14 protein-coding genes are annotated in these 14,288 nt (G+C 59.5%); 6 read left to right on the forward strand and 8 right to left on the reverse strand.

The window, feature by feature from the left end; all coding sequences use genetic code 11:
• Positions 1–16 precede the first annotated feature (16 nt).
• From QD461_RS10200 to QD461_RS10220, 5 genes are all read left to right on the forward strand, one after another.
• Positions 17–1,006 carry an ABC transporter permease gene (locus QD461_RS10200; protein WP_414087659.1) on the forward strand — a complete coding sequence of 330 codons (990 nt, stop codon included), beginning with the start codon at positions 17–19 and terminating at the stop codon, positions 1,004–1,006.
• Between the two features lie 93 nt (positions 1,007–1,099).
• A complete protein-coding gene (locus QD461_RS10205) occupies positions 1,100–2,098 on the forward strand; it encodes an autoinducer 2 ABC transporter substrate-binding protein (RefSeq protein ID WP_414087635.1) in 999 nt (332 codons plus the stop codon).
• A 93-nt stretch (positions 2,099–2,191) separates the two neighbouring features.
• Complete coding sequence (locus tag QD461_RS10210; RefSeq protein WP_414087636.1) at positions 2,192–3,760, forward strand: sugar ABC transporter ATP-binding protein; 1,569 nt, start codon at positions 2,192–2,194, stop codon at positions 3,758–3,760.
• Entirely contained in the window at positions 3,757–4,788 is a 1,032-nt protein-coding gene (locus tag QD461_RS10215) for an ABC transporter permease (RefSeq protein WP_414087637.1), read from the forward strand. Before QD461_RS10210 ends, QD461_RS10215 begins: the two co-directional genes overlap by 4 nt.
• Positions 4,789–4,859: 71 nt before the next feature.
• Positions 4,860–5,804 carry a carbohydrate kinase family protein gene (locus tag QD461_RS10220; RefSeq protein ID WP_414087638.1) on the forward strand — a complete coding sequence of 315 codons (945 nt, stop codon included), beginning with the start codon at positions 4,860–4,862 and terminating at the stop codon, positions 5,802–5,804.
• A gap of 39 nt (positions 5,805–5,843) precedes the next feature.
• On the opposite strand, the gene QD461_RS10225 is transcribed toward QD461_RS10220, so the two are convergent.
• Positions 5,844–6,824: a sugar-binding transcriptional regulator gene (locus tag QD461_RS10225; RefSeq protein ID WP_414087639.1), complete on the reverse strand. Its 981-nt coding sequence runs from the start codon at positions 6,822–6,824 to the stop codon at positions 5,844–5,846.
• A 227-nt stretch (positions 6,825–7,051) separates the two neighbouring features.
• Between QD461_RS10225 and QD461_RS10230 the strand changes: the two genes are divergently transcribed.
• Positions 7,052–9,109, forward strand: a complete 2,058-nt coding sequence (locus QD461_RS10230; RefSeq protein ID WP_414087640.1) for a bifunctional aldolase/short-chain dehydrogenase — start codon at positions 7,052–7,054, stop codon at positions 9,107–9,109.
• A 111-nt stretch (positions 9,110–9,220) separates the two neighbouring features.
• On the opposite strand, the gene QD461_RS10235 is transcribed toward QD461_RS10230, so the two are convergent.
• From QD461_RS10235 to QD461_RS10265, 7 genes are all read right to left on the reverse strand, one after another.
• A complete protein-coding gene (locus tag QD461_RS10235) occupies positions 9,221–10,384 on the reverse strand; it encodes an alpha-D-ribose 1-methylphosphonate 5-triphosphate diphosphatase (RefSeq protein WP_414087641.1) in 1,164 nt (387 codons plus the stop codon).
• Positions 10,371–11,117 carry a phosphonate C-P lyase system protein PhnL gene (locus QD461_RS10240; protein ID WP_414087642.1) on the reverse strand — a complete coding sequence of 249 codons (747 nt, stop codon included), beginning with the start codon at positions 11,115–11,117 and terminating at the stop codon, positions 10,371–10,373. The genes QD461_RS10235 and QD461_RS10240 overlap by 14 nt, the downstream gene beginning before the upstream one ends.
• A 13-nt stretch (positions 11,118–11,130) precedes the next feature.
• Entirely contained in the window at positions 11,131–11,958 is an 828-nt protein-coding gene (locus QD461_RS10245; protein WP_414087643.1) for an ATP-binding cassette domain-containing protein, read from the reverse strand.
• On the reverse strand, positions 11,958–12,869 hold the full coding sequence (locus tag QD461_RS10250) for an alpha-D-ribose 1-methylphosphonate 5-phosphate C-P-lyase PhnJ (RefSeq protein WP_414087644.1): 912 nt from the start codon (positions 12,867–12,869) through the stop codon (positions 11,958–11,960). Before QD461_RS10250 ends, QD461_RS10245 begins: the two co-directional genes overlap by 1 nt.
• Complete coding sequence (locus QD461_RS10255) at positions 12,866–13,960, reverse strand: carbon-phosphorus lyase complex subunit PhnI (protein ID WP_414087645.1); 1,095 nt, start codon at positions 13,958–13,960, stop codon at positions 12,866–12,868. The genes QD461_RS10250 and QD461_RS10255 overlap by 4 nt, the downstream gene beginning before the upstream one ends.
• A complete protein-coding gene (locus tag QD461_RS10260; RefSeq protein ID WP_414087646.1) occupies positions 13,960–14,148 on the reverse strand; it encodes a phosphonate C-P lyase system protein PhnH in 189 nt (62 codons plus the stop codon). The genes QD461_RS10255 and QD461_RS10260 overlap by 1 nt, the downstream gene beginning before the upstream one ends.
• Positions 14,114–14,288, reverse strand: a 175-nt coding sequence (locus tag QD461_RS10265) for a transposase (protein ID WP_414087660.1), incomplete at its 5' end; no start/stop codon positions are given. The genes QD461_RS10265 and QD461_RS10260, both read right to left, overlap by 35 nt.

Consider the following 14,288-nt stretch of genomic DNA (forward strand, 5'->3'; position numbering starts at 1 on the left):
GTGGGAGGGAAAAGACGTGTCGCCATCTAGACTGGATCGCCAGACGCTCTTTCTGGCGTTGATAAATTGTGCTGTTCTCGTTGCCGGCGGAATGCTGGCCGGTGCGACATTTTTGGATAGCTACAATCTGCAGTCCATGGCGTCTCAAGTGCCTGAGCTGGGGCTACTTGCCTTGGGTGTTATGCTGGCCATGATTTCCGGTAATGGCGGTATCGATCTCTCCGGTATTGCGCTGGCGAATCTTGCTGGCATCATTGCATTTCTCATAACTCGTCAGTTTATTCCGGTTTCCGAGAGTCCGCTTCTATTTGCCTGGGCTTTTGCTGGCTTATCATTGGTCGTCGGCATCGCAGGCGGATTAATGAACGGAATTGTCATTGCGTATGCGCGCTTAACGCCGCTGATTGCGACATTGGGCACGCAGCTCTTGTTCACAGGTATAGCGGTTTTCTTAACCAACGGCTCGGCGATCAGCATGGGCTATATCGAACCGCTCGATAATTTTGGAAACATGCCTGTCCTCGGAATTCCGATGTGCTTTGCCTTGTTTCTCGCGATTGCTGCCGTTCTTGCATTTCTTTTGAAATACACGCCATTCGGTGTGAAGCTGATGCTGCTTGGAAGCAATGCAAAAGCTGCGCGGTATGGCGGCATCAATGAAAAGCGAATGCTGCTTATTACCTATACGCTTTGTGGTGTACTTGCATCTGTTGCCGGTATTATCATCGCAGCACGTAACTCATCAGTGAAGTGGGATTATGGTGGTTCGTATGTTCTGATCGCCATTCTGATTGCTGTTCTCGGTGGAGTGAAGCCGGAAGGTGGCTATGGAAAGGTGATCTGCGTGTTGCTCGCTGCAACGGCACTGCAAATTCTCTCGAGCCTCTTCAATTTCATGAATATCTCGAACTTCTTCCGCGATCTCGCCTGGGGTGTCCTGCTGCTGGCCTTGCTGGCATCGGTACGGGTCCATCTCGGCTACTGGCTGCAGCCGAAACGACGATAGCGGCATCTATTGCCGACCTTGAACCTGGCGGTCTTGGCAGTCGGTCAAATCAATCATCAAAGCGCAATTTGCTTGTATCAAAGGAGGAAACATATGAGCAGAATTTCGAAACTCGCAGCTTGCACGGTGCTGGCGGCCGCGGTCAGTGCAGGTGTGGCAATTGCCAAAGACAAGCCGTCCATCGTGACGGTGGTCAAGGTCACCGGGGAAAACTGGTTCATTCGCATGAATGAAGGCGTCGATAACTACGGCAAGGACAATGCCAGTGTCAGCACCAGCCAGATTGGCCCGGGCAAGGCAGACGCCGCCCAGCAGACACGCCTGGTCGAGGACCTCGTTGCAAAGAATGTTTCGGCAATCGCCGTTGTTCCGATGGACCCGTCCGCACTGGAAGGCGTTTTGCGACGTGCATCCCAGCGCGGCATCAAGGTCATCACGCATGAGGGTGACAGCCTGGTAAACACGGATGTCGATATCGAAGCCTTCGACAACAAGGCCTTCGGTGCGCGCATCAACGAGAAACTCTCGGAATGCATGGGCAAATCGGGCAAGTGGACGACCTTCGTTGGGTCGCTCGGCAGCCTGACGCATAATCAGTGGGTCGATGCGGCGGCCGAGAACGCCAAGAAAAATCCGGGCATGGAGCTCGTCTCAGCGAAGAACGAGTCCTTCAACGATGCCAATCGCGCCTATGAAAAGGCCAAGGAAATCCTGCGCAAGTACCCTGACATCAAGGGCTTCCAGGGATCGTCGGCCATCGACGTCATCGGCATCGGCCGTGCCGTCGAGGAAGCGGGCCTGCAGGGCAAGACCTGCGTTTACGGCCTCGGCCTGCCGAAGGATACCGGACCCTATCTGGAAAGCGGTGCCGTCAACCAGATCTTCTTCTGGGATCCGAAGGACGCCGGCTATGTCATGAACAAGGTCGCGGACATGGTTCTGAAGGGCGAAGAGATCAAGGACGGCGCGAACCTCGGCGTGCCGGGTTATGAGAAGATGACCGTCATCAAGGGACCGGGCAAGGGTATCGTCATTCAGGGTCAGGCCTGGGTGGATGCCGACAAGTCCAACTACAAGAAGTTCCCGTTCTGATAGAGAGAGCATAACTCGTCAGGCCGTCTTCCGGGGGGGCGTGCACCACCACCGCCTCCGGAAGAAAAGGACTGAGAGCTTCAGGAATTGATCATGAGCACGACCGATGCCCTGCCTAATGCCCCGCCGCCGTTTCTCGAGGCCCGAAACGTCAGGAAATCCTTTGGCGGCGTCAAGGCGTTGAAGGACGTCAGCCTCGTCGTCGAGGCCGGACAGATCTACCACCTGATGGGTGAGAATGGCTGTGGCAAGAGCACGCTCATCAAGATCCTTTCGGGCGCGCAGCTTGCCGATGAAGGACAAATTCTGATCGATGGCCAACCAACCGGCGAACAAGCCGGCGATTTGGGCGCGATCGGTGCATTGCGCGCCGGCATTGAGACGGTTTATCAGGACCTGTCGCTTCTTCCCAATCTCTCGGTTGCAGAGAATGTCGCATTCACGGAACAGCTCGTCGAAGCCTCGGGCCGCCTGGCTCGCAGACTAGATGTCGCGGCGCTTCATGAAACGGCACGCCGTGCCCTTGCTGAAGTGCATCTGCCGACCGACCGCGCCTTCCTGACGCGCCGCACCGATACCTTGCCGCTTGCCACGCGCCAGCTGATCGCAATTGCCCGGACCGTCGCTTCGGAGGCGCGGCTGGTCATCATGGATGAGCCGACGACGTCGCTTACGCGCCAGGAGGTGGAAAATCTGCTGAAGGTCGTCGAAAGAATGCGCGGCAAGGGCGTGGCCGTGCTTTTCGTCACGCACAAGCTCGACGAATGCAAGTCACTCGGTGGCCGGGCGATTATCATGCGGGACGGCCTGAAGGTGGCCGAACTCGATGTCGCCGCTCACAGCAAGGCGGAATTCAGCCGCTGGATGACCGGCCGCGAGATCAGCGAGACCAGGTATCGCACCGATCCGAAATTGAGTGAGGTGATGCTTGATGTCGAGAAACTCGATGGTGGCCATGCATTCCAAGATGTTTCACTCAGCTTGAAAAAAGGCGAGATATTGGGTGTTACCGGGCTGCTCGACTCCGGCCGGAACGAGCTGGCGCTGGCGCTCGCCGGGGTCAAGCCGGCGTTGAGCGGCAGGATCCGTCTGAACGGTGAGGAAATTTCGCCGCGGTCGACCGCCGAGGCGATCCAGCACGGCATCGGCTATGTGCCGGAAGACAGGCTCACCGAAGGCTTGTTTCTGGAAAAGCCGATACAGGACAACATCACGCTCCCCATCCTCGACCGCTTGCGCAACGCATTCGGGATGATCAGTCCCCGCAGGGCGCGTAAGCGCGCGGAGGAAAGCGTCAGCGATCTCCAGATCGTCGCGCCCGACGTTACCATTCCGGTCCAGTCGCTTTCCGGCGGAAATCAGCAGCGTGTCCTGATCGGCCGCTGGCTGACGATCAATCCCAAGCTGCTCATCCTGCACGGTCCGACCGTTGGCGTGGATGTCGGATCGAAGGATACGATCTTCCGCATCATTCAGCGGCTGGCTGACGATGGTATGGGCGTCATCATCATCAGCGACGATCTGCCGGAGCTGCTTCAGAACTGCGATCGCATTCTCGTCATGCGTCAGGGCCGCGTCGTGGCAGCCCACAAAGCTGATGGGCTGACTGAAGACGTAATCTATCAATCCATGGCCAGCACTTCGAAGGAGATCGCGCAATGAGCGAGATCGCATCCGCGACCAATTTCAGCCGGCAGCGCAAAGGGTTGAGGCCTCGCCTGTGGGATTTGATGGGGCGCCGGCCGGAGCTCTTCACACTGCTTCTAACCGTCGCTACCTGCCTTATCGTGATCGCGGCCAATCCCGATTTTCTTCAGATGAGCAATGTTGTCGACATTCTGCGGGCTTCGGTGGTGCGCGGGCTGTTTGCCATGGGCGTGCTGGTGGTTCTGGCCTCAGGCGGGATCGACGTTTCGTTTACGGCGATTGCGGCTTTTGTGATGTACGTGCTGACCATGCTCGTCACGGACTGGTTTCCGGAAACGCCGATGACGATCGTGCTCATACTTGCGGCTCTCGGGGGCGCGGCTTTCGGCGCGCTCAACGGTGTTCTGGTACAGAAGCTGCAGGCGCCGTCGCTGATTGTCACCATCGGCACGCAATATGTCATCCGCAGCTTTCTGCTGACCTTTGTCGGCACGGCATTGTTTATGAATATTCCATCCGCGATGGATGCTTTCGGTAAAGCCTCGCTCTTTACACATCATGCATCGAATGGCGTCGTATCCGTGCTGCCTGCCTCCGTCCTGGTTCTGATTGCGGCCGCCCTTGTGACATGGTTCATTCTCGAGCGGACCCTCATGGGACGCGCCATCTTCGCCGTTGGCGGTAATCCGTCGATCGCTGAGCGTCTTGGCATCAATCTCTTTCGCGTGCGGATCTTCGTATTTGCTTATGCCGGTTTGCTCGCGGGTATCGCCGGCGTGATTCATGTCTCGAGCAACCGTCTCGCCAATCCTTTCGATCTTGCCGGTATGGAGCTTGAAATCATTGCCGCCGTCGTGCTGGGTGGCGCGCGCATCACCGGTGGCTCCGGGTCGGTGATAGGGACGCTGTTGGGAGTGCTCCTCATAACGCTGGTCAGCAACGTGTTGATCTTCGTCGGCATTCCAAGCACGTTGCAGCTCGCCATCATCGGCATCTTCATCCTGCTGGCTGGGGCGACATTCGCCCTGCGCGAGCGCAGCTAGTTAAACATCTGTCGTGCAGCGTCACATAAGTTGGCGCGCCATAGCTAAGTGCAGTTCTTTGGGAGGTTTCCATGTCTCATGATGTATCGGTCGTCGGGCTCTATATTCTTGACGTGCTTGGTCGGCCGGTCGATGCCATTCCGCCGGGCGGCAATGTCGAGTTCATCGACGAAATCAGGCTGACTGTTGCGGGCACGGCGGGTGGAACCGTTGTGGATCTCGCTAAGCTTGGTCTGAACTGCCTCGCTGTCGGCGCCGTTGGCGATGATGAGAAAGCCGATTTCGTGCTCGCGACACTTCAGCGCTTCGGCATCGATACCGCGCAGATGCAGCGGCTGAAGGGCGTGCCGACGTCGTCGACCATTCTCAATATCCGCCGCAACGGCGATCGTCCCGCGCTTCATGCCCGTGGCGCATCCGATCATTTCGAGATTGCCGATAGTGCCCTCGATGCGGTGCTGGCGCCGCCGATCATTCACCTGGGCGGTACAGGGTTGCTGGCAAAGCTCGATGGCGAGCCAAGTCGCAAGTTGCTTGCCGAGGCCAAGGCGCGGGGGCGTACGACGACATTCGACCTGCTGGGAGCGAATGACGGCACGCTCGATCTGATCGCGCCTCTATTTCCGCATATCGACTATTTCATGCCCTCTATCGAAGAAGCGCGCCAGATTTCGGGGGCGTCGGATGTTGAGGGCGCCAGCCGCTTCTTCCTGGATCGCGGCGTCAAGCATTGCGTCTTCACGCTTGGCGGCGACGGCGTATGCTTTGCCGATGCTTCCGGCGAGATCGTACGGCAGCCGGCGTTCCAGATCGAGGTGGTGGACACAACGGGATGCGGCGACGCATTCGACGCTGGTTTCATCACCGCATTGCATCGCAAGATGGACCTGAAAACCGCTTTGAACTTCGCGCAGGCATCGGCCGCGCTTGTTGCGACGGGTCTGGGCTCGGATGCAGGCATCCGCTCGTTCGAAGATACGCTGGAGTTCATGAATACGGCGCCCATCAAGCGCTGATCGAAGGCGGTGCGGGCCGAGTCTTCCGGCCCGGCCTTTTCATTCGGCCAGCAGCTGCTCTGCGACCTCTATGTCGGTCACGAGATGAGTCGCATATCCGCCGGCGAGAACGGCACGGATCGCGTCCACCTTCTGTGCGGCACCTGCGACGCAGAGCCTGCGCGGTAGGCTGCGCAGCCCATCCAGCTCTATACCGATGACGCGCTTGTCGAAATCACGAACGATTTGCTTGCCATGCTGATCGAGGAAGCGGCAGATCAGCACCGCAACCGCGCCTTCCTGTGCATAGGCGTCGATCTCTTCGTCGCTGGTCACATCGGCAAGGCGCATCGTGCTTTCAGCGGCAAGGCCGCCGACGCCGAAGACGATCATGTCGGCCTTGCCGATCCGCTCGAACTGGCGCTTGAGCACCGGTTCGCCCATCAAGGCATCGCGAAGTTCAGGTGTGCTCAGCACGGTAGGCGCCATCATGTTGACGCTGGCGGCACCCATGTTACGGGCCATGATCGATGCGCAAAGCTCTGCGGAAAATTCGCGAGTGCCGCTTGACGATCCCGTCACCTGAACCACGGAAAGTCCCTCCAGCGGCCGGGGCAAGGCAATCGCGTCCGCAATCGCCAGAACGGTGCGTCCCCACGAAACGCAGATCGTATCCCCGGGCGAAACCATGCGCTCGATCAGCCGCGCTCCGCCCGCTCCCAGTGCCTTCAGGCGCGCATCCGGCTCGGCGGACTTCTCGGTCGGTATGACAAGCGCTTCTGTCAGGCCGAACTTGGCCGCCAGTTTGCGGGCAATATTGGTACGGGCAACGATCTCCGGATTCATCAGGATCCTGACGACGCCCTTCTGCCGTGCCTCCTGGAGATAGTTGACGATGGTGGCGCGTGAAACACCAATCATCGCGGCGATCTCATTCTGGGTGAGCTGGTTCTCGTAATAGAGCCAGGCCGCCCAGACGATGGCGTCGTCGAACTCTGCTGGGATGGCATGCGTAGACGGCGTCAAATCGTCCGAGGTCATACTCTATTCCTGATGTCTGCGATGTGCCTGAGTTGCACAGAAAAAGCTTTTAATCAACAAGTCGCTCATTGATGTTGACGAATGTCAATCAATGGTGTCAATTGTTTCAGACGCGAGGGGAAACCTCTGGAAGTCTTTGTTATACCACAGGAAAATTAGGATTTTCTGTGAATGTATCCTCATGTCTGCGTGCGGCGGCCGCAGCTTGTCAGCTAAGGAAATGGCAGATGAAATCTAAATGGTCAGAAGCGGACTTCGCTACGATTGTCGGCGCCTATGAGAAAGCCGGGATCAGTCGCGATGTTGCCATCCGCACCTACACAACGCGCCTGCTTGGCTCTGAGCCCAAACTCGTGCTGCATGGCGGCGGCAATACCTCGGTCAAGACGACGTTGGTCGATCATGACGGCAGCGCCGTTGAGGTGCTTTGTGTAAAGGGGAGCGGCTGGGATATGGGCAAGATCGAGCCTGCCGGCTTGCCGGCGCTGCATCTTGAACCGTTGAAAGCCATGGTGAGGTACGAGTCCCTCTCGGACGACGACATGGTAATGTTGCAGCGTCGGCTCTTGCTTGATCCGGCGTCACCCAATCCGTCTGTCGAGGCGATCCTTCACGCCATTCTGCCTTTCAAGCATGTCGACCATACGCATGCGAATGCCATTGTGGCGCTGACCAACCAGCCCCGCGGCGAGGAGATCATTCGAGAGCTTTTCCCGGAAATGATCATCGTGCCCTATGTCATGCCCGGCTTCGATCTGTCGAAGGCCTGCTTAAAGGCATTTTCCGCTCGGCCGGATGCGCCGGGAATGATCTTGCTGAAGCATGGTATCTTCACTTGGTCGGATGATCCGCGCGAAGCCTATGAGAATATGATTGCGGCGATCGACCGGGCCGAGAAGCGTATCGCGGAAGGGCGGCCCCGCCCCTTCGGAACGGCAAGCGCCGGGCAGCCGGGCACGAACCTCGCGTCTGTTTCGGACATCGCCCCCATCCTGCGCGGTGCGATAGCGCTTCCCGGCAAGGGGGAGGGGCGTCCGCGTCGCTTTGTGATCGAGCATCGTTCGAACGATGATATTCTCGATTTCTGCGGTGCCCCCAATGTGGCCGATCTCGTTCGTCGCGGAAATGCGACGCCGGAGCATGTCATCCACATCAAGCGCTACGGCATTGCCCTTCCGCCGCCGAGGGCGGACGATATCGAAGGCTGGGTCGCAACGGTCAAGGCAGCAGTGGCCTCCTATGCCGCAGACTACAAAGCCTATTTCGAGCGCAACAACGCACGCGTCGGCGGCGGTAAGACGATGCTCGACCCCATGCCGCGCGTTTTCTATGTGGACGGTATCGGTCTGTTCGCCGCAGCTGCGACGCAGAAGTCGGCACGCATTTGCGCCGATGTTGCTGAAGCGACCATCGAGGTCATTCGTGGCGCCGAGGGTATTGACCGTTTCGAGGCGCTTTCGGAAGAAGATCTGTTCGATATCGAATATTGGTCTCTGGAGCAGGTGAAGCTTAGCAAGCAGACGGAGAAGCCGTTGACGCGGCAGGTGGCGGCGGTGACGGGCGGCGCAGGCGGCCTTGGCCTTGCCATAGGCGCGCTTCTGAAAAGCCAGGGTGCTGAAGTTGCCTTGATCGATATCGATGGCGAACGGGTCGCAGCTGAGGCCAAACGCTTGGGCGCATTCGCTGTCGCGTGCGATTTGACGGATCCTTCAGCGGCGGAAAGCGCACTTGCCCGGATAGCCGCAGAGTTCGGCGGCGTCGATATCCTGGTGTCAAATGCCGGCGCCGCTTTCCAGGGCGCGTTGACGGCGGTGGACGACGCCTTGTTCAAAGCAGCTTTCGACCTAAACTTCTGGAGCCACCATTATATCGCCCGTGCGGCGGTCAAGGTGATGCAGCGTCAGGGCACGGGCGGGTCGCTCGTCTTCAACGTCAGCAAACAGGCCGTCAACCCAGGGCCGGACTTTGGCCCGTATGGGACGTCGAAAGCGGCGCTGATGGCGCTGATGCGGCAATATGCACTGGAACATTCCGGCGACGGCATCACGGCCAATGCAGTCAATCCGGACCGGATAAGGACCCGGCTGATGACGGATGAAATGGTCGAGGAACGAGCGCGGGCGCGGGGTGTGACACCTGACGTCTATATGCGCGGCAACCTTTTGAAGCGCGAGGTGTCATCGGAAGATGTTGCCGAGGCCGTGCTGCATCTTGTGCAGGCAAGGACGTCCACCGGGGCAGTGGTCACCGTCGACGGTGGCAATGTCGCGGCAATGATGCGCTGATATCGCTGAAGGCCGCGTACAAGTGATGCAGGCGAGCCGCCGGGCACGATTACGCGGCGGCTCACAATGATGATATTTGACGGCGAATACTCGCCGATCATTCGCGTGAGTTCAGGCGCCCGAAAGGCTCTTTATCGAGCCGTCGGACCAAACCGTCCGTCCACCCCGGATCGTGCTGCGCAGGCGCGGCACCCGACCGCGTTCCGCAATCACGAGATCGGCGCGCATCCCCTTGGCGATGCTGCCGCGATCATGAAGGCCCAGTGCCTTTGCCGGATTTGCGCTTGCCAATGCGACCGAAGCGGCAAGGCCGCCTTCGCCGATTTCTGCCAAGGCCACGACTGCGGGCAGAATGGCGGAGGGGTGATAGTCGCTCGCCAGTATGTCCAAAACGCCGGCCTCGTAGGCCTCGCGCGCCGAAAGATTGCCTGAATAGGACAGTCCTCGCAGCGCATTTGGCGCGCCCATGGCGGTCGCCAATCCCAAACGCTTGGCTTCCGCGGCTGCAGCGACGTTGATTGGAAACTCGCTGATCGCGGCGCCGAGGCTGTGCAGAAGCACCACCTTCTCGATGGTATCGTCATCATGGGACGCGAGCACGACATCACTCTGCCGCGCCAGCTCCGCCAGCCCGTTGATGATATCCATACTGTCGCCGTGCTCGGAGCGGGCGGCCATGCGTTGTTTCACCAGTTCCGCCGCTTGGGTCTCGCTGATCTTCTTGACCTTTGCCGTGTTGGCGATGTGCAGCTCGATATCCCGATATTGCCCCTGGCCAGGTGTGTGGTCCATGAGCGAAATCAGGTGGAGGGCATCGGCATCGATAAGGGCCTTGGCTTCTTTCAGAGCAGGCAGGAAGGTGACTTCGAAGCGACCGTGGATACGGTGGTCGATCAGCAACTCGTCTCGCATCGATGCGAGCGTTTCGATCATCGCGCGGGTATGCTCGACTGAGCGGAGATGGCCATAGGTGGCCGGCGTGAAGGCAACCGCGGCATAGGCCGTCGTGACGCCGCAGGCGGCAAGTTTCTTGTCGAGATCGTACACGCCGAGCTCGATCGGCATGCGGACGTTAACGCGAGGCTCGACGTCTTTCTCGATCATATCGCCATGCATGTCGACGAAACCTGGAAGGAGAAGCTGGCCGCGGCCATCTATCTCAGCCTCTTCGACCGGCCTTTCGCTGATGTCAGCGATCAGCCCATCCTCGATCCTGACGGCGCCACGCTCGATGACACGGTCCTGCAATACAATTTCAAAATTACTCAACCACATCGTCTTGCTCGTCCTCGATCTTGATGGCTTCCAGATGCAATTCTCGGTCGATCAAAGCCCTTACATCGTCCGGGTGGTGAAAGACACCGATCATCGCAACGCCGGATGCCTTGAGCTGCGCCAATCTTTCGACCAGTGCGCGGCGGGCGGCATGGTCGAGCGATGCCGTCGGTTCGTCGAGCAGCAGCAGGCGCTGCGGCAGGATGAGAGCGCGCGCAAGATTGACTTTCTGCTGCTCGCCGCCGGAGAAGGTCGAGGGATAGGCCGACCAGAGCTGTCTTTTCACGCCGAAGGCATCGAGCCAACGTCGGGCTTCGGCCAAAGCTTCGCCATGCGCCCTGCCGGCAAGTCTCAGCGGCTCGGCGACGATCTCTTCGGCCGCAACGCGCGGGCGGGCGTTGAGGAACTGCGTGACGAAGCCGATCTCCCGACGTCGTAGTACTGCAATATCGACGTCGGCGGCGGTCGCAAGATCGATGATGCCTTCTTTCGTGTGATAATAGACGTGGCCCGCGCGCGGCAGGTAGGAGCGATAGAGCGTACGCAGCAGCGTCGATTTGCCCGCACCGTTCTCGCCCTTCAGCAGAATGAACTCACCCGCATTCAGCTCGAAATCGATATTCTCGAAGGCGAACAGCGTGCGCTTGAGGTGATGCATCTCGAACTGCTTCGAAAGGCCTTCGACGCGCAGCACCGTCGGTTTGGTCTGACGGGCGGAAACCTGGATATTCATCTTTCTTTCCCTGTCAAAGCTTGGCGTGAACGAGCTGTTGCGTATAGGCGTGCTGCGGATCCTGGAAGATCTGGTCGGCGAGACCCTGTTCCACGACCATGCCACGGCGCATGACCATAACCCGGTCTGCCATCGTACGGATGACACCAAGATCATGCGATACCAACACCATGGTAATGGAACGCTCGCGCTGCAGCCGCTTCAGCGTATCGAGAACCAGCGCCTGAACGCTGACATCGAGGCCGGTCGTCGGCTCGTCGAGCAGCAGAACGGCCGGTTCGAGCGCAATCGCCTTGGCGAGCTGCACGCGTTGCTGCATGCCGCCGGATAGCTCGTTCGGCCTGGCATCCATACGCTCGATCGGAAACTCGGAGGCGTTGAGCGACTGGCGCGCTCGGTCGCGCAGCTCGGCGAAGTTGCGATTGCCGGCGATCAGCAATCGCTCAGCCACGTTGCCGCTGCTGGTATGGTTCATCAGCAGGCCAAGATGCGGATTCTGATAGACGATGCCGATATGATGGGCGCGCAGCATTCGCCGTTCGAAGCGATCGAGCGTGAAGAGGTTACGGCCCTCCTGGCCGGGAAGGGCGAGATTGTAGGTGCCGGTATCCGGCGTATCTTCAAGGTTCATCATTCTCAGAAGGGTCGACTTGCCGGAGCCGGATTCGCCGACGATGCCAAGGACTTCGCCCGGATAGACCGTAACGTCGACGCCGCCGAGTGCCGTGACGTCACCATAGTTGCGGGCAATGTCGCGAATGGTCAGGATGGGCTGCGCCATCATCAGTCGGGGCGGCTGGCGGGTCAACTCTGTTGATTGAGTAGGGTCAAGCGCGACCATCAGTCCATCTTTCCATTGTTGTACCATGTTTCGCCGATCGCGACCGGTTCTGCTTCCGATTTTCGGATGTGCTTGACGCCGAAGTGGCTGTCGGACAGCTCGTATTGCGAAGTGCCGTCGTCCTGTGGAAGCTCGTTCATGAAGAAGCCCGTGACATTGCTGCGGTAGCAGGTCTTGTCCTGGTGATCTTCGACGCGGTAGGGCACATCGTCGAAGACAAGCGGTTCGACGCTCGTATAGGGCGGCACGGCAAAGATGCGCTTTTCGCGCCCAGCCGAAAGGATCGTCAGATGATCCGCCTGATTGAGCTTCGGCACGTCCCAGCGCGGAATGGGCGACGGCGTCATGACGTGGCGGCCGTTGACCATGCTCGGATAGCTGGATCCCTGCATGATCCGGCCCGATTTGACGAGCTGTTCGTAGAGCACGAGCCATAGTTGCCCATAATCGGCATCGCCATGCATTTCGCGGGCGACGGACAGGTCCGGCTGGACGGCGCGCAACGGTTCCGGGTCCGGAACCTGCAGCACGAGGATCTGGTCTTCGCGCAGTTTTTCTTCCGGGATGCGGTGGCGGGACTGGATGATGGTGGCCGCCATCGTGTCTTCCGTCTCGACCGCTCCACCAACGCGCCCAACGAACTTGCGGATGCTGCTGGCATTGACGGAATCGTCGGCCCCCTGGTCGATGACTTTGACCACAGAGGTCGGCTTTAGAAGTGTCAGCGTCACCTGCAGACCGCCGGTTCCCCAGCCGCGGGCAATCGGCACCTCTCGGCTGGCATAGGGCACCTGATAGCCGGGCACCGCAATCGCTTTCAGAATGCGGCGACGCATTTCGCGCTTGGCGGATTCGTCGAGAAAGCCGTAGTTGAAAGCCACCCAAGGCTTCGTGAGTTTCTGAAGCTTCATAGTGCGGCCTCCTCCTGCCGGGCGGCAGGTTTCTCATTAGCGGCAGTCTTGGCGGCATCAGCGCTCTTGTCCGCCTTGACGCGACGCAGCGCGTCCAGGCTAGACTGGAAGGTGACGTAATGCGGGAGCTTGAAATGGATGCAGAAGCCGGAGCTTTCGACCGGCTCAGTGTGATAGAGAATGAATTCCTCGTTCGAGGCGGGATGCGGATTGGGCTGGCTGGAGGCGAGATCGAGCGTTGCAGCCGCAATCACCTTCACCTCGTTCCAACCGAAGGTGGCGGAGAAGCCCAGCTCCAGCTCTCTCGCCTTGGATATGACCTCAGTCTGGCTGACGCGGACGCGGCCGGCACTGAAGATGGTGCCGCAGGGGTGACGCATTCGGACCGGCGCTTCGGCCAGACGCAATTCGTTGACCGTCGGATGCACGGAACTGTAGCCGCGCATGGTGGCATAGCCAAGCGCCAGGGTTCCCCCGGTGTCGGAGCGCGCGAGGCTCTGCAGCTTATGTGCCCTGGCCGCGGGAAACAGCAGCGGCTCGCGTGTCAAATCGGGAATGTCGTCAGGCGCAACGGCTTGGGCTGCGTGCTCGGGAATGAGCCCCTGCGCTTTCTGCCAGCTGGTCAGAGACGGTTGGGTCGCAGGGGCCGGTTTTGCTGCCGGAATAACCGGTTCCGGCACATAGTCTGCGCCTTTCAACACGTCGACCTGCAGCAAGCGGTGCGAGTAGTCGAGCGTCGGGCCGAGGATCTGGCCGCCGGGGATGTCCTTGAAGGCGGCGGAGATACGGCGAACGGTGAAAAGATCCGTCTGGCCAATCGGCTCGGCGACCGCGATACGGGGCTGCGTCGTGCGATAGGCGCGCAGCAGGAGGATGGCTTCATAGAGATCGCCGCCTGCCTGTGCCAGCGCCAACGCCGCGAGATCAGGCTCATAGAGCGATGCCTCGCCCATGATGCGGTCGATGAGATAGGGGAGGCCGGTCCGAATGGCCTCGACGCGCTCGCGGGTAATCGGGCCAAGATCGGCGCGGAAAAGCCTTTCCGCCTGTTCGATGGCATATTCGCCGCCGCGGGTTGCTACATAGGCCATCACAGCACCTCGATTTTCGTTGAACGGGGAATACCGAGCAGACGCTTGCCGTCGACCAGATAGAGATCCCAGCCGAGGGGATAGCGGAGATCATGTCCCAGGACGTGGTGTAGCTTAGACGACCACGGCTCATCCCAGAGGGTCGGATGAGTATCAGCTTGCTGCTGGCAGGCTGATGAGCGGATCATCGCTCATTGTGGCGATTGTCTCAAGTGTCATGTAGCGGGATCGCTGGACGGCCCATTCATCGTTCTGTTCGAGCAGCAGCGCACCGACCAGGCGCACGATGGCGTCGTCGTTGGGGAAAATGCCGACGACCTCTGTGCGC

The sequence above is a fragment of the Rhizobium sp. BR 314 genome, assembly GCF_047445805.1.
Taxonomy (GTDB): Bacteria; Pseudomonadota; Alphaproteobacteria; order Rhizobiales; family Rhizobiaceae; genus Rhizobium; species Rhizobium lusitanum_B.

Excerpts from the sequence above, each read along its gene's own strand:
- QD461_RS10205 (WP_414087635.1), top strand. The coding sequence starts at position 1,100 with ATGAGCAGAATTTCGAAACTCGCAGCTTGCACGGTGCTGGCGGCCGCG.
- QD461_RS10210 (WP_414087636.1), top strand. The coding sequence starts at position 2,192 with ATGAGCACGACCGATGCCCTGCCTAATGCCCCGCCGCCGTTTCTCGAG.
- QD461_RS10215 (WP_414087637.1), top strand. The coding sequence starts at position 3,757 with ATGAGCGAGATCGCATCCGCGACCAATTTCAGCCGGCAGCGCAAAGGG.
- QD461_RS10220 (WP_414087638.1), top strand. The coding sequence starts at position 4,860 with ATGTCTCATGATGTATCGGTCGTCGGGCTCTATATTCTTGACGTGCTT.
- QD461_RS10225 (WP_414087639.1), bottom strand. The coding sequence starts at position 6,824 with ATGACCTCGGACGATTTGACGCCGTCTACGCATGCCATCCCAGCAGAG.
- QD461_RS10230 (WP_414087640.1), top strand. The coding sequence starts at position 7,052 with ATGAAATCTAAATGGTCAGAAGCGGACTTCGCTACGATTGTCGGCGCC.
- QD461_RS10235 (WP_414087641.1), bottom strand. The coding sequence starts at position 10,384 with ATGTGGTTGAGTAATTTTGAAATTGTATTGCAGGACCGTGTCATCGAG.
- QD461_RS10240 (WP_414087642.1), bottom strand. The coding sequence starts at position 11,117 with ATGAATATCCAGGTTTCCGCCCGTCAGACCAAACCGACGGTGCTGCGC.
- QD461_RS10245 (WP_414087643.1), bottom strand. The coding sequence starts at position 11,958 with ATGGTCGCGCTTGACCCTACTCAATCAACAGAGTTGACCCGCCAGCCG.
- QD461_RS10250 (WP_414087644.1), bottom strand. The coding sequence starts at position 12,869 with ATGAAGCTTCAGAAACTCACGAAGCCTTGGGTGGCTTTCAACTACGGC.
- QD461_RS10255 (WP_414087645.1), bottom strand. The coding sequence starts at position 13,960 with ATGGCCTATGTAGCAACCCGCGGCGGCGAATATGCCATCGAACAGGCG.
- QD461_RS10260 (WP_414087646.1), bottom strand. The coding sequence starts at position 14,148 with ATGATCCGCTCATCAGCCTGCCAGCAGCAAGCTGATACTCATCCGACC.